10 protein-coding genes and 4 pseudogenes are annotated in these 18,559 nt (G+C 67.0%); 4 read left to right on the top strand and 10 right to left on the bottom strand.

Going from position 1 to position 18,559, the window contains the following annotated elements:
- Positions 1-5,274 (bottom strand): fatty acid synthase subunit beta domain-containing protein (locus WA944_RS23655; protein ID WP_526647412.1); only part of this gene is annotated, 5,274 nt, incomplete at its 3' end.
- Positions 5,275-5,922: 648 nt separating this feature from the next.
- The gene (locus WA944_RS23650) at positions 5,923-6,672 is read right to left on the bottom strand and encodes a MerR family transcriptional regulator (RefSeq protein WP_526373976.1); all 750 of its coding nucleotides are present in this window, start codon (positions 6,670-6,672) and stop codon (positions 5,923-5,925) included.
- A 341-nt stretch (positions 6,673-7,013) separates the two neighbouring features.
- On the opposite strand from WA944_RS23650, the gene WA944_RS23645 reads away from it, so the two are divergent.
- Positions 7,014-8,291: an MFS transporter gene (locus WA944_RS23645; RefSeq protein WP_526373977.1), complete on the top strand. Its 1,278-nt coding sequence runs from the start codon at positions 7,014-7,016 to the stop codon at positions 8,289-8,291.
- Here WA944_RS23645 and WA944_RS23640 read toward each other — a convergent pair.
- A pseudogene (locus WA944_RS23640) lies at positions 8,276-9,483 on the bottom strand (low temperature requirement protein A). The gene WA944_RS23645 and the pseudogene WA944_RS23640 sit on opposite strands and share 16 nt — an antisense overlap.
- A 157-nt stretch (positions 9,484-9,640) precedes the next feature.
- Here WA944_RS23640 and WA944_RS23635 point away from each other — a divergent pair.
- Positions 9,641-10,357: an IspD/TarI family cytidylyltransferase gene (locus WA944_RS23635; RefSeq protein WP_526610064.1), complete on the top strand. Its 717-nt coding sequence runs from the start codon at positions 9,641-9,643 to the stop codon at positions 10,355-10,357.
- Here the strand turns inward: WA944_RS23635 and WA944_RS23630 are convergent.
- From WA944_RS23630 to WA944_RS23600, 7 genes and pseudogenes are all read right to left on the bottom strand, one after another.
- Positions 10,326-11,003 carry an IspD/TarI family cytidylyltransferase gene (locus WA944_RS23630; RefSeq protein ID WP_526373979.1) on the bottom strand — a complete coding sequence of 226 codons (678 nt, stop codon included), beginning with the start codon at positions 11,001-11,003 and terminating at the stop codon, positions 10,326-10,328. The genes WA944_RS23635 and WA944_RS23630 overlap by 32 nt on opposite strands.
- A 19-nt stretch (positions 11,004-11,022) precedes the next feature.
- Positions 11,023-11,691: pseudogene (locus tag WA944_RS23625) on the bottom strand (hypothetical protein).
- A complete protein-coding gene (locus tag WA944_RS23620) occupies positions 11,688-12,134 on the bottom strand; it encodes an Rv1363c family protein (RefSeq protein WP_526373980.1) in 447 nt (148 codons plus the stop codon). The pseudogene WA944_RS23625 and the gene WA944_RS23620 overlap by 4 nt, the downstream one beginning before the upstream one ends.
- Positions 12,070-12,483, bottom strand: a complete 414-nt coding sequence (locus tag WA944_RS23615) for a hypothetical protein (RefSeq protein ID WP_526610068.1) — start codon at positions 12,481-12,483, stop codon at positions 12,070-12,072. Before WA944_RS23615 ends, WA944_RS23620 begins: the two co-directional genes overlap by 65 nt.
- A gap of 409 nt (positions 12,484-12,892) precedes the next feature.
- Positions 12,893-14,270: pseudogene (locus tag WA944_RS23610) on the bottom strand (FadD3 family acyl-CoA ligase); the annotation flags it as partial.
- Between the two features lies 1 nt (position 14,271).
- The gene (locus tag WA944_RS23605) at positions 14,272-15,462 is read right to left on the bottom strand and encodes an amidohydrolase family protein (RefSeq protein WP_526369460.1); all 1,191 of its coding nucleotides are present in this window, start codon (positions 15,460-15,462) and stop codon (positions 14,272-14,274) included.
- Between the two features lie 95 nt (positions 15,463-15,557).
- Positions 15,558-17,105: an AMP-binding protein gene (locus tag WA944_RS23600; RefSeq protein ID WP_526369458.1), complete on the bottom strand. Its 1,548-nt coding sequence runs from the start codon at positions 17,103-17,105 to the stop codon at positions 15,558-15,560.
- Positions 17,106-17,185: 80 nt separating this feature from the next.
- On the opposite strand from WA944_RS23600, the pseudogene WA944_RS23595 reads away from it, so the two are divergent.
- A pseudogene (locus WA944_RS23595) lies at positions 17,186-17,901 on the top strand (enoyl-CoA hydratase/isomerase family protein).
- Positions 17,902-17,983: 82 nt separating this feature from the next.
- Positions 17,984-18,436, top strand: coding sequence for a Zn-ribbon domain-containing OB-fold protein (locus tag WA944_RS23590; protein ID WP_526369462.1), 453 nt, complete (start codon positions 17,984-17,986; stop codon positions 18,434-18,436).
- The last annotated feature ends 123 nt before the right edge of the window (positions 18,437-18,559 follow it).

The following is an 18,559-nucleotide window of genomic DNA, read 5'->3' as shown; positions in this document are numbered from 1 at the left end:
GGCCGCGGGCGCGGCCTCGGCGGACGGTGCCGTCTCCTCGGCGCTGTCCTCCATCTCGGGCTCGGGATCGGTGTCCGTCGCGAACAGCACCGCGGCGTCACGCTCGGCGTTGAGCACCTCGGTGGTGTTGTGCGAGTACTCCGGCAGCTTCAGCGTGTTGGTGGCCAGTCCCGCGACGGTCGGTGCGGACTTCACGCCGATCTCGACGAACCGCTCGATACCGAGGCCACCCGCGGCCTCCTCGATGAAAAGCAGGTCCTGTGTCTCGATCCAGCGCACCGGGCTGGCGAACTGCCAGGCCAGCAGCTCGATGACGACCTTGCGCATCAGCTCACGCGGACGCTCGTTCCGCCAGGTGTCGTAGTCGGCCAGTATCTCGTCGAGCGGCTCGGCAGGCACCAGATCCCGGATCTCCTCGATGAAATCGCGATCCAGCGTGAACGGGCGCGGCACCAGGTTCGGGATGTACTTGCCGATCAACAACTCCGGATCGGCATCGGTCGGCATGACCCGCTCCAACGAACGGCGGAAGTCGGCGACACCGATCCGCAGCACCTCCGAGTGGAACGGCACATCGATGCCGGGCACCAGGATGAAGGAGCGCTTGCCGCCGCTGAGTTCGCGACGCCGCTCCACCTCGGCCTCCAGTTCCTCCAGGCCGCGCACCGTGCCGGCGATGGCGTACTGCGCGCCTCGCAGGTTGAAGTTCACGATCTGCAGGAATTCCCCTGTGCGCTCGGCGATCTCGGCGATGAAGTCGGTGACGTCGTTGTCGTCGAGATCGATCTGCGACGGGCGGATGGCCGCGAGCCGGTAGTTCGACCGGCCCTGCGCGTCCCGAGGCACGATGTCGTGCATCTTCGAGCCGCGGTGGAAGACCACTTCCAGCAGCGCCTCGAGCTGGTACACGCCGGAGACGCAGGCCAGTGCCGTGTACTCGCCCACCGAGTGGCCACACGCGATCGCGCCCTCGACGAACGCGCCTTGCTCGCGCATCTCGGCGACCTGGGCAGCGGCCACCGTCGCCATGGCGACCTGGGTGAACTGCGTCAGGTACAGCACCCCTTCGGGGTGGTGGTAGTGCACGCCGGAGGCGATCAGGCTGGTCGGGTTGTCGCGGACGACGTGCAGCACCGAGAAGCCCAGCGTTTCCCGGGTGAACTTGTCGGCCGAATCCCACACCTTGCGCGCGGCTTTCGACCGGGCGCGCACGTCCATGCCCATGCCCTTGGACTGGATGCCCTGGCCGGGGAACGCGTACACGGTCTTCGGGGCAGCCAACTGCGCCGTTGCCGCCATCACGAGCTCACCACCTGACCCACTTCCCGGGGTCGCTTCGCTCCCTGCCCGCCGAGCCTTGGCCGACACCTCGATGATCTCGGCACCGCGGTCGATGCCCACGCGGTCGACGCGGAACTCGATCTCGTCGCCCGGCAGCACCATCCCGAGAAACCGGGAGGTCCACCCGACCAGGCGTGCCGGTGGGGTGGCCCGGCCGTCGGTTGCGGTGACGGCGTGCTGCGCTGCGGCGGAGAGCCACATGCCGTGCACGATGGGCGTTTTCAGGCCGGCGAGCAGCGCGGCCGCCCGGTCGGTGTGGATCGGGTTGTGATCGCCCGAGACCACGGCGAAGGCGCTCATGTCCACGGGTGCGGTGACGACGACGTCGCGCCGCCTGCGCCGGGGCGTGTCGGTGGCGTTGTCGGTGATCGCTCCGCCGGCGCGCACGGGATCGGCCAGTTCGACCGGGCCGGTGCGACCCCGGATCGCGAAGCGCTCCTCCAGCGTTGCCAGCTCAGCACCGTCGGACCCGGTGATGGTCACCGCGACCGGGACAACGCGCCCGACCTCGGTGTCGACAGCCGCCAAAGCCGTTGCCGTGACCGTCAACTCGGACTTGGTCGCGGGCATGGGCTGGAGCAGGTGTGCGGCGTGGTCGAGGTGCACCAGGCTCAGCAGGCCCTCGATGACCGGGAAACCGTCGTCGGTCAGCGCCGAACCGATGGCCGAGAACACCGCGGGCCAGCACAGGCCGACCAGGGCGTCGGGCACCAGGGTGAGACCGGGCGCCAGCGGGGCACCGAACGTCGCGGTGACCCCGGTGTGGTCGGCGACCTTCTCCGGGTCCCATTCGACGGTGACACTGACAGCACCGTTGCCGTCCACGGCGGGAAGGGTTTCCGGGCCTTCCACGCCTGCGGCGATTGCAAGCACCGCCCGCATCGCCTTCGAGGCGTCCTCGACGGTGACGATCGGCATGCCGCCGTCGACGGTGGTCGAGGGCAGCGTGAACCGGATGTCGATCCAGATGTCGGACAGCGGGACGCTCAGCGTCACGCTTCCGTCGGCGACGAGTTCCAGGCGCGCGCCGGTGTTGGGATGCGTCGCGCTCGGCTTGCCGGGCACGTCGTTGACCTGCCACTCGGCAGGCTCGCCGATGCGGTGCACCGGGTTGATGGCGGTGCGTCCGGCCCACAGCACGTCGGGTGAATCGAGCACGACGGCCAGCGGGCCGCTCACGTCGGCGCGGGCCTGCCGGCGGGACACCACCGACACCAGCTGCGCGCCGGAGGCGACCACCCGATCGACGATCGCCTGCTCGAAACGGTCCAGCAACTCACCGACCGGCTCGTCGACGCGGGTGACACCCGCGACCGCCTGCGTACCGGGGATGATGCAGACCTGGTCTGCGGTGTAGCGGGCGTCGTGCGCCTGCCAGAGCGAGTCACTGCGCCACCAGCGGCGCACGTCCTTGTCGATGACGGGCACGAAGTTCACCGGCTTACCCGGCTTCTTGCACAGCGTCACGAAGAACGGCACGTCGGCCGGATGCAGCTTCACGGTCTCGGCGTCGGGGTAGCGGGCCACCAACATCGCGACGGCCTGGTCCGGATGCTCCATCAGCGCCTGCCCCTCGGCGCCGGCGTAGAGGGATTCGATGGGCCCGAAGTCCTGCTCGTTGAGACGCGCCTCGGCACGCCGGAGCATTTCGTCGAAGCGCTCACGCCAGGTGTCGGCCAGCCATGGGCTGCCGGGCGCAGCGGTGTCTGCGGTGCTGTCACCGTCGCCGATGGCGAGCTCGAGGTAGCGCTGCAGCCACCGCAGGTAGGTCATGTCGGCAACGTCGCCGAAGTACGGCTTGGCGGTGTCGGCCATCGCGGCGATGATCTCGTCGCGACGCTCCGCGACAGCGTCCGCGTCACCGGCGACCTCGTCGAGCAGCCGGCCGCACCGCGATGCGGTGTTGTCGATCTCGTGGATGTCTGCGCCCAGCTGGCTGCGACCGCTGGCCATGCCGTTGATGGCGTTCCCCGCGCCGACCCAGGTGTCGGTGCCGGTGGTGTCCACCAGCATCTGCTTGACCGCAGGTGACGTGGTGGCCTCCAGCGTGGCCATCGCGGCGGTGCCCACCAGGATGCCGTCGACCGGCATCTCCGGGAACCCGTAGGCCCGTGCCCACTCGCCGGACAGGTACTCGGCCGCCCGCTCCGGCGTGCCGATGCCGCCGCCGACGCAGATGGTGACGTTGGCGTACTTGCGCAGTTCGCCGTAGGTGCTCAGCAGCAGATCGTCGAGATCCTCCCACGAATGGTGTCCACCTGCGCGGCCGCCCTCGATGTGGACGATGACGTCGCGGTCGGGCACCTCGGCGGCGATCTTGATGACGGACTTGATCTGGTCGATCGTGCCGGGCTTGAAGCAGACGTGGGTGATGCCGACCGTGTGCAGCTCCTCGATCAGGTCGACGGCTTCCTCCAGATCGGGGATGCCCGCGGTGACCACCACACCGTCGATCGGGGCGCCGGACTGGCGTGCCTTCTGCACGAGCCGCTTGCCGCCGATCTGCAGCTTCCACAGGTAGGGGTCGAGGAACAGTGAGTTGAACTGCACCGCACGGCCCGGCTCCAGGAGCTGGGTGAGCTCGGCAATGCGTCCGTCGAAGATCTCCTCGGTGACCTGACCTCCGCCGGCCAGCTCGGCCCAGTGTCCGGCATTGGCCGCAGCCGCGACGATCTTGGCGTCGACGGTCGTCGGCGTCATGCCTGCCAGCAGGATCGGAGACCGGCCGGTGAGGCGGGTGAACTTCGTCGAAGCCTTGACCGAACCGTCGGGCAGGGCGATGGCCTGCGGCGCGTAGCTCGCCCAGGCCGGTGCCACTGCGGGCGCGGCGCCCACGGTGAAGAGGCTGCGCTGTCCGGCCCGCGTCGCGGCGGGGACGATGCCGATGCCGAGGCCGCGGATGATCGGCGCCGTCAACCGCGTCACGGTGTCGCTGGGGCCCAGGTCGACGATCCACTTGGCGCCGGTGGCGGCCAGACCCTCGACCTCGGCCACCCAGTCCACCGGCTTGACGAAGATGGTCTCGGTCAGCTCGCGCGTCAGTTCGCGATCCAGGCCCGTGCGGGCGGCCCACTCGTTGACCAGGTCCACCCCCGCCGCCAGGCGCGGCGTGTGGAACCCGACCTCGACGTTGAGCTGGTTGAAGATCGGGCGGAAGATCGCGCCGCCGCGCGTCTTGTTCTTGCGTTCGGCCTCTTCCTTCTCGGTGATCTTCTCGCAGTACAGCTCGAAGCGGGCCAGCTGCTCGGGGGTGCCGGTGATGACGACGGAGCGCCGGCCGTTGCGGATCGACAAGGCCGGCGCCAACACGGTGCGCACGTCCTGGGCGAACTCGTCGAGAAGCTCCGCCATCCGCGCCGGGTCGACGTTGAGGACCGACACCATCGGGGCCTTGTCGCCACGGCCGACCATCCCGCAGCGGCGGGAGACCAGCGATCCGGCGGCGCCGATCAGCTGTCCGATGGCGAGTAGTTCCACATCACGGTTCCCGCGAGCCTTCAACGACTCGACGGCGGTGACGCCTTGCGAATGGCCGGCGATCGCGACGGGAGGATGTCCGTCGAGGTCCAGTCCCTGGCGCTTGAGGGCGCGCTGCGCGGCCATCTGGGTCAGCAGGATGCCGGGACCCGAGATCGCGGCGGTCGTGAGGTCCTTGACGGCGGGCAACGCCTCGTCGGCGGCCAGCGCGCGGATCCACTTCATCGGTTCGAAGCCGATCGGGCGCACCACCACCAGTTCCCGCGCCAACGGCTCGAGCAACAGCTCGGCCTCGGCGACCAGCTGACTGATCTCGGACTCGATCCCTGCCGAGTTCACCAGCTCCTCGAGGTTCTCCAACCAAGCGCCGCCCTGGCCGCCGAACGCGACCGCGTACGGCTCACCGGAGTGCAGTCGATCGACGAGGGCGTGCGTCCCTGACAGCGGTCCGAAGATCTCGCCGTTCTCGGAAGTGTGGGTGGCACGCTGCTGGTCGTTGATCGTCACGTCTTGTTGTCTCCTCGGTGTTGCGCGCTACATCGCTCGTCGTGGGGCTGCTGCTCGTCGTGGGCTGTGGGCGGCCCGTCCGGGTGCTGATCTGCACTCCGGCTGGAACCGTTGCGATTCGGCGTCGAATCCGGCTGGTGTCGTCCGCAACCCTGGGTGCCGCCAACAAAGCGCAAGCACTCCGACGCATCCTCGCGGATCGCGGTGGACACTCCAGCCGTACTAAGAGTGTCATAAGAGACAGCACCATTTTTGCGCCGAGAATGGTTACTGGCGAGTTCTACGCATGGGTAACAGGGATTGCATAACGCGCTTGTCCAGGACGCCCGAAACCCTTCCGGGACAAACGTCCTGCATGCAGGTGGTTACGGTCGAGTAGGAAAGAATCGCAGATCAAGGCAGTATTGTTACACAATCGTTATGTGGGAACCAATGTTCGCACATAAGCTGACCGGGCCAAGCGCACAGACGACAACTTACGCGCAAATGTCTTGTCACGTGTTTTCGCGATGTGTCCTGGTTTGCTGTCGAAACTTACTAGTCGGTAAGTCTGAAGTCCCACCGAGCAAAACTCGGACCGGAAACTCCCCAGAAGCCTCACTCGGCCCGACTCGCCTGCCGGGGCTCCCACTCACCGCTGAACAGGATCCCGGCGGTGTAATCGGTTGCCGAGGTCACCATCAGACGTCGGGTCGCCTCATCGAAGCGGGTGGCCAGGACGGCGGCCCCCAACTCGCGGTAGTCCTGGACGACCTCGCGCAACCGGTCCATCTCGTCGGGCCTGGGCAGGTAATGAGCGCCGAGCCGGGCGCGGTACAAGCTCGTCAGGCCCGCGACGAACGCCTTGGCGGCGTCGTTGACGGCTTCGTCGGCCGCGTCGAGGAACTTCACCAGCGCGCGCACGTACAGTAGGCGGTCCGGTGACCGGCTCAGGATCTCGCCGACGACGCCGTCGACCACCATCACCACCTTGCCGGCGACGATGTCGGCGAGGCCGTAGGACACCAACTTGCGGGCCTCTTCGGTGTCGGCGTCGAGGCCGACTGCCTCGCCCCGGTTCTCCGACGTGGTCCGCGGCCCCAGCACGGCCCGCTGGAGGCCCAGGATGTCCGCGAGGTCGGTGCCCTGGCGCATGCTCGTGAAGAACTCGGCGATGTGGGTCGAGGTGAAGCCCTTGCGTAGTAGCTCACTGATCGTGTTGAGCTGCGAGAGGTGGTAATCGTCGTAGAGCGCGGACCTGCCGACCCTGCGGGGCGGGTCGAGAAGGCCACGTTCCCGGTAGGCGCGAATGTTGCGGGCGCTGACGCCGGATGCCCGCGCGAGTTCCTGCAGCCGGTACTCAGCCACCGCACCACTCCCCCGCACGTCGTACATGGCGGGGTGAACCGAGACCGCAGCAGTACATGGATCAACTCTAACCGCGCCGCCCACCCATTGAGCGAAGTATTTTCACGGCGCCGTACCGACCGCCCACAGCAAACCTGAGCATTCTATCTGGGCAAACTCGGGCAAGGGCGCAGAGCTGCCGACGTGCATGCACACTTTCAGCCAACTTCTCCCCCGGCGCAGAGCCGATCCGCGCCGCCCGCGCACGGATATCGGTTGGCGCCGGCCCCCGGGTCTGGGGAATCATGAGTGGGCCGCCCCTGCATTCGCAGGACATTAAGACAAATTACGAGAGGTGCCGCGTGCGTTCCTGGATCGTCTGGGCGACCGGGCTGCTCGCTTACATCGTGGCTGTGCTGGACCGCACCACCCTCGGTGTCTCCGGCCTGGCAGCCGCCGACCGGTTCGATGCGAGTCCGAGCCTGCTGGCGACGTTCGTCGTCCTCCAGGTCGTCGTCTACGCCGGCGCCCAGGTGCCCGCGGGGTTGCTGCTCGACCGATTCGGGTCGAAGGCCCTGCTCGTGGCCGGGGCGGCACTGATGGCATCAGGGCAGCTCGTCCTGGCGTTCACCGAGTCGCTGCCGACGGCCATCGCGGCGCGTGCGGTCGTCGGGCTCGGCGACGCGGTGACGTTCATCTCGGTGCTGCGGCTGGTCCCTCACTGGTTCAGCCCGCGCCAGGTGCCGCTGGTGACGCAGCTGACCGGGATCTGTGGGCAGCTCGGACAGGTGCTGTCGGCGGTGCCGTTCCTCGCGGTGCTGGCCGCTGCCGGCTGGTCGGTCGCCTACGCATCGGTGGCGGCCCTGGGGGTGCTGGCGATCGTGCTGATCCTGCTCTTCGTCAAGAACGCCCCCGAGGGCCATGTGGTCACCGCGGAGGCGATGACGGTCCGGCAGACGCTGCACAGCGTCAAGACGGTGTGGCTACGGCCGGGCACCCGGCTGGGGTTCTTCACCCACATGGGAACCCAGTTCTCGGTCACCGTGTTCGCGCTCATGTGGGGCGTGCCCTACCTGACGGTGGCGCAGGGACTGTCCGCGGCGGCGGCCGGAACGCTGCTGACACTGTCGGTCGTCGCCGCGATCTCCTCGGGGGTACTGGTGGGCATCTTCACCGGCAGGCATCCCCAGCGACGCTCCCGCCTGGTGCTCGCCATCATCGCCAGCAACGCGCTGGTGTGGACGGTGGTGCTGGCGCTTCCAGGGCCGGCTCCGGTCTGGCTGCTCGTTGTCCTCGTCGTGGTCATCTCCGTCGGCGGGCCCGGGTCGATGGTCGGTTTCGACTTCGCACGTACCTTCAACCCCACCGCCACGCTGGGCACCGCCCAGGGCATGGTCAACATGGGCGGCTTCCTCGCGTCACTGCTGCTCATGCAGGCGATGGGATGGCTCCTGGAAGCAGGTGGCGGCATCTCGTTCGACTCGTTCCGGGCGGCCTGGGCGCTGCAGTACGCGGTATGGACGCTCGCCGTGGTCGGCATCCTGATCACCCGGAGCAAGGCGCGCAGGCTACTGCGGCAGCAGAACGACCAACTGCTTCTCGAGAGCGCGGGAAACCTCGACAATCAGGGTTCGCGTTGACTGCTCGCCACGGCCTCGGCAGCGTGTCGATGTCCCCGCCACTCGTAGCCCACGACGGAGACCACCGGCGCCAGCGTCACGACCAGCAGACAGTTGGCCATCGAGAATCCGTTGACCGCCAGCAGGACTGACAGGCCGAGCACGGCGGCAGCACCGGCGAACAGCAGCAGGTGCAACAGCCGGACGCTGCGCGTCATCACCGCGTAGAGCACGTAGACCATCAGGATGTACAGCCCCACCGGAATCACCACGGACAGCACCGTGCCCACTGATCCGAGCTCGGAGTGGTGCTCGATGTAGTAGGCCGCCGCATGCAGTCCGGCACCGGTCGCGACGATCGACGCGAACACCAGGATGTGCAGATAGCCGAACCAGAAGGACCGTTCGCGGCGGGCGTGCAGGATGTCGGCCTGCGGCAGCACGAAGTAGGTCCACCACATACCGAACGGCCCATTCCCGCGGCAGCGGTGAACACCGCCTCGACAGACCAGCCCTGCTCTTCCACCACCGCCGACAACGACGCGACCGTGCCGACCACGCCCTCGCCGAGGGCGATGATCGTGAACAGCCCGTACCTCTCGACGATGTGGTGGGCATGCCACGGGGTGCCCCCCTGGCGTGACTCCGCGATGACCGGCCCCATCATCTCGACGAGAACCAGCACCGTCACGACGACCCCGGTCACCAGAACCGACGTGTGGACGAATATCGCGATCACCCAACCGATCTGGGCGACGGTGATCCACAGCGCATAGGTCAGGCACGCCGACCGTCGCAGCGGGTCCTGCCTGGCGGCGCGCAACCATTGACCGACCATCGCGGTTCGCATCACCACATAGCCGGCGACGACGACGGTGTTGTCGACGTCCTCACCGTGTTCGATCGATGCGTAGAGCTGGGGAAGTCCGAGCGCCAGGATCACCACGCCGACCATCTGCAGCATGGTCATCAGCCGGTAGATCCAGTCATCGGTGTCATATGCCGAGGCGAACCAGCTGTAGTTGATCCACGCCCAGCAGACGGCGAACATCGCGAAGAAGAAGCCCGCCAGGCCGGCGGCCACCTGCCCAGCGGCGAGGGCGTGCGCGAACTGCGAGGCTGCGGTGGCGAAGGCCACCACGAACGTGAGGTCGAAGAGCAGCTCCAGCGGCGTCGCCGCACGGGTCGACTCGTGCGGATCCCGACCGACCATCCGCCGGAGCCGATGGGCCCGGTCGGCAGGTCGCTGTGCTTGCTCGCTCACAGAGTGTCCCCTTTCCGCTGGAAGTCGACCGTAACGCTCATCCGGCCGAGCCGTTCGCCAGGTCGGTCCGGATCTGCGACGGGCCCCGCCGCGATACTGTGCGTTCATGGGCGAGGCGGTCGGTGTGGTGCTGGCAGCCGGCCTGGGGACCCGGGTCGGCGCCGACGGGAACAAGGCATACCTGCCGCTGTCCGGGCGCAGCATGGTGATCTGGTCCCTGCACACCCTGTCGCGGCTGCCGGACGTGGCGCGAACCGTCCTGGTGTACCGCCGGGGTGAGCTGGAGGTGGCGCGCGACAGCGTGGCGCGCGAACTTCCCGACGCCCGAGTGGAACTGGTCGAGGGCGGCCAGACCAGGCACGCGTCGGAGTCCCGGGTGCTGCAGTACCTGTCCGCCGACATCGAGTCGGGCGCCGTGGACGTGGTCGCGATCCACGACGCCGCCCGGCCGCTCGCCGGACCTGAGCTGTTCCGTACGGCGATCGCAGTCGCCCGGGAGTTCGGCGGCGCGCTGCCTGCCCTGCCCGTCGCGGGGCTTGTCCGGGTGGGTGCGGACGGACCGGAATCGGTGGCCGCGAGTGGCACGCTGGTCAGAGTGCAGACGCCACAGGCGTTCCGGGCGCAAGAGCTGCTGCGTGCGTACCGTTGCGCCACGGACGACGGCTTCGAAGGCACGGACACATCGTCGTGCGTCGAGCGCTACACCGATGCGCTGGTGCACACCTTCGCGGGCGACCCCACCAACCTGAAGGTCACCTATGCGCGCGACATCGCTGTCGCAGAGCACCTTCTCACGGCGTCGGAAGATCCTGCCGAGTTGTGATGAGCGCCGTGAGATAATCGGTGTCGCGGGGCAACTCGACGCTCAACGCTTCGGCGTCACCGTCGATGAGGCTCACCGGGACTCCTGCCGACAGCGCTGCCTCCAGTTCGTCGAACGGACCCGATCGGTGCAGACCGACCAGCTGCGCCAGCACGTCCGCGGCGAACCCGCGGGGATACTGCACGGTGCGCAGCTGTGAGCGGTCCAGCGTCGCTGTCAGGGCACCATCCGGATCGACCGACTTGACGCTGTCGGTGACCGGACGGGAGGGCATCACTGCCACCGCCCCATCCCGCAGCCCGGCCGCGATGCGATCGACGACACCGGTGCCGGCCGTGGGCCACTCGATGTCGTGGACGACCACATGACTGGTATCGGCGACAACGGCAAGACCGGCGGCCACACAGTGCACGCGTTCACCGGGCGGCTCGGAAACAACGACCCGCACCCTTGAAAAAGACTGTCCGGCAAGGGCCTCACCGACCTCGTCGGCGAGCGGACCGGCCACGGCGATCACGACGTCGCGCGTCACCTCGAGTGCGCGGACGGCACGGTCCAGCGGAGAGGTTCCCGCTACCGCGGCGAACACGGCGTCCCGACGCCGCGCGAACCGAACCGGCACCGGCAGGATCGCCGTGACTGTCACGGCGCTGAGGGTATACCGCTCACACCGGGTCGAACGACTCGATGAGCCAGGCGCCGTCGATCTTCGTCAGACCCACCTTGACGCTGCTTGCCGCGAACGCGCCGTCGGGATTCTCCTTGCTGGTGGTGGTCTGGTTGATGAACACCAGGACCTCCGCGGAATCCGGTTGGATCTCCGAGACCGCGGCCCGCGCCACAGATGCCGCCGTCTTGACGGATTTCTCGGTGGCGGCCGGCGTGACGATCTGTTCGGTGAACTGTGTAATAGGACAGGAAGTCACCGGTGAGGCGGGACTTGGCAGCTGCGAAATCCTGGTCGAGCGATTCAGGCGAATACGACAGCAGCGCGATCGTCCCGGTGGTGGCGGCATCGAGCGCCACCTTCGCTGCAGCGGCGTCGGTCTGTTCATCCGGCCGGTACTGGTTGACATACACCCAGCCCGCCAGTCCCGCACAACCGAGCAGGGCCGCGGCCAGCAGGACGGCACTCGCCTTGACCTTGAAACGCGTGCCCGCCGCGCACTGCTGGGACGGTCACCGACGGCCGCATCGGGGCTCGACGCTCCCTCTACGGACCCGGCGTCGTCGGACTCGCCAACAGCGGCATCGTCGTCCGCGACGTCAGCGGCATCGTCGCCTGCGGTGGTCGTGTCGACGTCCTTGTCCTTCTCGCTGTCTTCATCGCTCACGGGACGAACTCGACTTTCGACATCTTGATCTGGTCCCCTTCGCGCTGCAGATCCACGCTGAGTCGCCACGTCCGCGGCTCCTGGTTGGCACCCTCGGAGTTGGTGACGCGGGAGGACGCCGCGACGAGCACCACGGCCGAATTCTCGGTCATCGATTCCACCGCCACAGAGTTCACCGTGACCTCGGTGATGACCTTGGAGGCACGCGCCACCTCGACGAAGTCGGTGGCCTGCTGCTCGAAGTCCGTTTTGAACTGGCCGGTCGAGTTGTCGATGATGCGCTGCACGTCCTCTTGCGCCTGGTTGAAGTTCAGCGACATCAACGTCACCACGCTCTGCCGCCCCGCCGCGGTGTACTCGGCGTCCAACTGCTGCAGCTCAACCGCTTGACGATGGTGCCAGACCATGTAGCCGCTGACCGCCAGCAGGGCCGCCGTGCACACGACCACCAATGCGGCGAGCAAACCCTTCCACGTCGGCCGCGGCAAGCGCCGCATCCGCCGGCCGGCGGCCGGCGGATGCGTCCTCCGCGACGGTCGACTCGCCTTCGGTGTCGGTGTCGTGTTCGGCGTCGGTGTCGTCCACCGCTTCCGGTTCGACCTCGGCCGGCGGCGCGTCGACGTCGACAGGTTCTTCGGCCTCGCGTCGCAATCGGATCGCGCGCGCTCGCGCCCGGGCGGCGGCCGCCATCGCCTCGGCAGCTTCTGCTTCCTCGGCCAGCGCTCGCGCCTGCTCGGCGTCGAGCGGACGGTCGGAGGCCCGCGGCGGATCGACGGGATCGACGTCGATCACCGAGTCACGTTGCCTGAAAGACGGCACACCGACCTCCTGAACTGAACCTCAAGGCACGTACGGAGACCGGCACTCCTGCGAGAATGGCATTCTTCATTTTTGAGTATTGCCGCGACGATACCCGCCTCGCGCAGAGTCTCCAACAGCATCCGCCAGGAGGCGGGTAGCGTCACGATTTGAAGCATCGGCGGAACAGGTTTGGAAGCCACCCGCCGATGCTTCGCACACGCTCGGACCAGGATCACGACGACACGCCGACAACCTCACCACAAACATGGGCACCAACAGTCACAGGCCACCAGCGCGAACGGTCACACAGTCACGAGAAAGTGCGAAAGTCGAGCGCCTCCGCGGAGCCCGGCAAAGAGCCTTTGTCTGCGGAAATGTTGTTTACACGCTGTGCGGATGCTCAGCGGTGATGGCCTTGCAACTTGTCTTTCATCACCTTGCCGGTGGCGTTCAACGGCAACTCGTCGAGGAACTCTACATACCGCGGCACCTTGAAACCGGCCATTCGGTCGCGACTCCACGCGATCAGCTGCTCGGCGGTCACCAGCCCACCCGTGCTCTCGTCCGCTTTCGGCACCACGAATGCCTTTCCCACCTGCCCCAGACGTTCGTCGGGCACCCCGATGACCGCAGCCTGGGCCACCGCGGGGTGCTCCAGCAGGAAACCTTCGATCTCGGCCGGATAGGCGTTGAAGCCTCCCACGATGAACATGTCCTTCTTCCGGCCGACGATGCGCAGCCGGCCGGCGCCGTCGATGGTGCCCAGGTCGCCGGTGTGCAGCCAGCCCTGCGGGTCGATCGCCTCGGCGGTGGCGGCCGGGTCATCCAGATACCCCTGCATCACGGTGTAGCCGCGCACCAGCACCTCGCCGTCGTCGGCGATACGCGTCCACAGGCCACGCCGGCCGTGGTCGCGATGTCTTCGAACGAGTCCCCCGGCCGCGACAACGTCACCGTGCCGGCCTCGGTGAGCCGTACCCTGTCGCCAGCGTCTGGAACGAAAGCTCCTCATGCACCCGACGCACCAGCTCGACCGGGATGTCGACGGCACCAGTCACGCCGGCGCGAAGCGTCGCCAGAGCGGCCTTGTTCTCGACACCCAACAACGAGTGATAAAGCGACGGCGGCCCGCGCAACATCGTCACCCGCTCAGCGGCAACGAGTTCCACGACACGGTCGACGTCGAAGACCGGCACCGGCAACATCGTCGCACCTCGAATGCACGATGCGAGCAGACCCGCCTTGTAGCCGAAGATGTGAAAATACGGATTGACCATCAGGTAGCGGTCACCCTGGCGAAGATCCGCCAGCTCGCACCACTCTTGGTACAGGCGCAGGTTCTGGCGATGGTTCATCATCACGCCTTTGGGCCGGCCGGTGGTGCCCGGGGTGAAGATGATGTCGGAGATGTCCTCACCATCGACCGGGCGGCTGAACGGCCGACCGCTCGACAGGAAGTCGGACTTGATATCGATGACCGGGACACCCTTGGGCGCGGCGTAGTTCACGCCGAGGAAGCCCTGCTGAACGAGCACGGCCTTGGCTCCGCTGCGGCTGATGATGTCGGCCGCCTCGTCGGCCTTGAACCGGGTGTTGACGGGCACGAGCACACCGCCGGCGGTGATCAAGCCGAACGCGCCGATGATCCATTCGGCGCTGTTGGGCGCCCAGAGCGCGGCGCGGTCGCCCTTCTCGATGCCGAGATCAGCAAAAGCGCCTGCGGCGCAATGGATTCGCTCGAGCAACTCGCTGAAAGACAAGCCCAGCGGGCCTGGTACGTCACGTAGTGACGAGGCGACCCAGGTTGCCGCCCATGATCTTCGCCTGATCCTCGACGGAGAGATGCTCGAGCGCGGTCACGTAGTGCGTCGGTTCCGCCAGGCCCTCCGGGTGTGGCCAGTCCGAGCCGTAGAGCACCTGGTCCACTCCGATCAGGTTGATCAGATCGTCGATGCCCTCCTCGTAGAACGGGCTGACGTAGATGCGGTTCTTGATCTCTTCCATCGGGTTGCCGGCAAACGCTTCGGGCGCCTTCTTGTACACCTCGGCCATCGAGTCCAACAACGGGAACATCCACTTCGACCCCGCCTCCACGATGCCCACCTTCAGCTTCGGGAACCGGAACAGCGCACCGTGAATCACCCAGGACGCCACTGCATCCTGGATCGGGCGCCACTCGTTGAGAATCGACATCGCGTTGGTCTGGAATGGCAGCATCTCCTGCGCGGCGCCATCCCACTCGGAGGTGTAACGGGAGTAGCCGCTGTCACTGGAGTGCATTCCGACGAAGATGTCGTATTCGACGCAACGCTCCCAGAACGGGTCGAACTCCGGCAGCGCGAACGAGCGCGGGCCGCGGAATCCCGGCACCGGAGCCGGGCGGATCAGGATGGCCCGGGCACCGCGCTTGACCGCCCACTCCAGTTCCTCGATCGCCTTCTCGACGATCGGCAGTGTGATCACCGGCGTGGTGAAGATGCGGTTCTTGTAATTGAATCCCCACACCTCGTGCAGCCATTCGTTGAGCGCGTGCACGATGACGTGGATCGCGAGCGGATCGTCGCTGAGCCGCTCCTCGATCAGGCTGGCCAGGGTCGGGAACATCAGCGAACGGTCGAGACCCAGCTCGTCCATCTTGATCAGCCGGGGTGCGGGCTCGAAGAACGCCGGAATCGCCTTCATCGGCTCGCCGAAGAGTTCGCGCTTGCTCTTGCCATCCGGGTTACCGAACTTGAAGTACTCCTCCCAGGCACCCGGCTTGGCGACCACCGAGAAGGTCGGGTTCGGAATGTAGTTACTGATCTGGCCCTTCAATGCGATCTTGGTGCGGCCGTTTATCTCCACGTACTGGACGACGTCCTTGTATTCCTTCGGGAGGTACTTCGTCAGTGCCTCCGGCGGCTCGTACAGATGGTTGTCCGCATCGAACAACGGAAACGGGATGTCGACCCGGTGCGATAGTTGACCCATGAAACGCTCCTTTTCTTCTTGAGAGAATCCTATTCTCATTATCCGTGGGTCGCAACGAGCAGGGCCCGCTCCTCACGTGCTCCCGCACTCCGCCCTCACGTGCTCCCGCACTCCGCCCTCACGTGCTCCCGCACGGCGAACTTCTGGACCTTGCCGCTCGCCGTCCTCGGATAGTCCTCCACCCGGTGCAGCTCCTCCGGCCATTTCTGACGTGCCATCCCGGCGCCCCTGAAGTGGGCGCGGACGTCCTCCAGCGACGGCATCTGGTGGCCGTGCCGGATGCGCAACACGGCTGCGACCCGCTCGCCGAGGCGGGCATCCGGCGCCGCCACGACCACAGCCTCGGCCACCGCCGGTAGCGACAGCAGCACTTCCTCGACCTCGACCGCGCTGATGTTCTCACCGCCGCGGATGATCACATCGGCCTTGCGGTCGGTGATCGTCAGGTATCCGTCGTCGTCGAGTACGCCGACATCGCCAGTGCGGTACCAGCCCTCGTCGTCGAAAGCGCCGGCAGTCAGCTCGTCGTCGGTGTACCCCAGGCACAGATCTGGTCCGCGGGAGAGGATCTCCCCGTCCTCGGCGATCCTGATCTCGACGCCGGGTCGCGGGTTGCCATCGGTGTACAGGCGTTTCTCCTCGGGCGCCTGCGGACCTGAGCCGGTGATCGAGGGATGCTCGGTGCTGCCGTAGGACCGGAAGACGAACATGCCCAGGTCGGCCAGCCGGCGGGTCACCGCCGCGGGCACCGTGGACCCGCCGAGGCCGACCGTGGTGAACAGCCGACGGTGGTCGTCGGTGCAATCGGGGTGGTCGAGCAGACTGGTGACGAAGTACGGCGGCCCTCCACCGACCGACAGGCCGTCGGACTTCATCAGAGCCAGGACCTTGCCCGGATCCCACACATCGACCAGGTCGATCGGGGCGCCCTCGAACACCGGTATCAGAAACGCGCCGAGCATTCCGATGAAGTGCCCGACGGGGGTGGCTGTGAGTTGGCGGCCCCGGTCAGTCGGATAGTTCGCCAGGAGCTGACGCGTCTCACAACTCAGCGTCTGATGACTGTGGATGACACCCTTGGGCGCGCGGGTGGTCCCTGAGGTGAACGCGATCAGGGCGGGCCCGGCCGGGTCCGTCGCCTCGGTGCCGACTAGGGGCTCGTCGTCGAAGAGCTCGTCGAATCCGGCGGTACCCACAAGGCCGACGATCGGCACTTCGGCACACAGATCGGGCTGGTGCTGCATCCGTCCGAACGCCTCGGCGGTGATGAACACCTGCGGCTTGGCGGCCGCCAGGATGTACGCGAGTTCCTTGCGGCCGTAGAAGTGCACGATCGGCACGATGACGGCACCCAGGAACGATGCCGCCCAGAATGCGACGGCCGCTTCGCGCCAGTTCGGCAGCTGTATCGCCACGACGTCGCCGGCGCCGATCCCGCGCGAACGCAGACCGGCGGCCAGGCGGCGGGCGTCGTGTTCGACCTCGGCGAAGGTGCCGGCGTACGGCCGCACCTCCGAGTGGACGTGGAAGCCGGTGTCGGGACCGGCCGCCAGGCCCTGCGCGACGAGATCGCCGAGCGTTTCCTGGGTCCACCAGCCCTCTTGCTGGTAGAGCTTGGTCAGCTCAGCAGGAATTTCTCGCATGCCTGGCGCCACCTCCCGTTCGGGAGGCGATGCTATTCTCCGCTCGCGAGAATGCCAATACCGCAGATGGAGAACGCGCGATGGTGGACCTTGAATTAGACGATGGCCTGGCGGTGATCACCATCGACCGGCCGCACGCGCGCAACGCGATCGCGCTGGAGACCATGGACCAACTCGACAAGGCGCTCGACGGCGCGGCGGGGGCGGCCGCCCTCGTGCTCACCGGGGCAGGTGATCGGGCGTTCGTCTCGGGTGGAGACCTGAAAGAACTGAGCGCGCTGCGCACCGAGGCTCAGGCGTCCGCGATAGCCTTCCGGATGAGGTCGATCTGCGACCGCATCGCCGGCTTCCCGGCCCCCGTCACGGCCGCGCTCAACGGTCATGCGCTCGGCGGGGGGCGCAGAGTTCGCGGTCGCAGCCAACATCCGGGTGGCAGCAGACGACATCAAGATCGGGTTCAACCAGGTCGCGCTGGCGATCATGCCCGCCTGGGGCGGTGCCGAAAGACTGGTGGCGTTGGTCGGCTACAGCAAGGCGTTGCTGCTGGCGGGCACTGGTCGCATCGTCGACGCGGCCGAAGCCGAGCGGATCGGGTTGATCGACCAGGTGTGCGCGCGCAAATTTCGACGAGCAGTGGCGCGCGATCGGGCGGTCGCTCGCCGCCGCACCGGCAGGAGAAGTCAAGCGGGTGATGCGCGGCGTTCCCACCACCGAAGCCGTCGCAGCGTTCGCCAGGCTGTGGGTGTCCGACGAGCACTGGGCAGCCGCAGACCGGGCGATGAAACGACCCAAGTAGACCGCCTCGTCGCCGCGCGGAGGCAGCCCCGATCCCCGCTCGCCGAGATGATTCTCTCTGGACGAGAACACCATTTCCGATTATCGTCAGCGTCGTGTCGACATCGCAACGGGCACTTGCGCCCGAAATATCCACCTGGCCGGCGGACGATCCCCAGCTGATCGGCAGCAAGTGCGACAGCTGCGGCGCTGTCACCTTCCCCACACAGCAGCGCTGTCCGCGTTGCAGTTCGGGATCCATGGCCGAGCTGCTCCTTCCCCGCACCGGGACGTTGGTGGCGTGGACCACGCAGGGGTTTCCGCCCGGGGCACCGTACGCGGGGCCCACAGGCAAGGAGTTCGTGCCTTTCGGCGTCGGGTTGGTGCAACTCGGTACGGAAGACGACGCCGTGATCCGGGTCGAGGGAAGACTCACCGAGAACGACCCCGCCAAGCTGGAATTCGGTCAGGACGTGGAGTTGACCATGATTCCGTTCACCACCGATGCCGACGGCAACGAGGTCGTGACTTTCGCCTTTCAACCGGTCACCAACTAAGCCTGGATACACCGATCCGGTGGATGGGTGATGTGAGTTGAAACGCCGAAATGCCCTGTCGTGGTGGGAGAATGAGATTTCCTGAGGATCACATTCGGCCATAACGAAGGGCATCTCGTAGAT

Source organism: Mycobacterium sp. (assembly GCF_049683355.1).
GTDB lineage: Bacteria > Actinomycetota > Actinomycetes > Mycobacteriales > Mycobacteriaceae > Mycobacterium.
The sequence above is the reverse complement of the archived record's forward strand: the minus strand, read 5'-3'. Positions and strand labels throughout refer to the sequence as shown.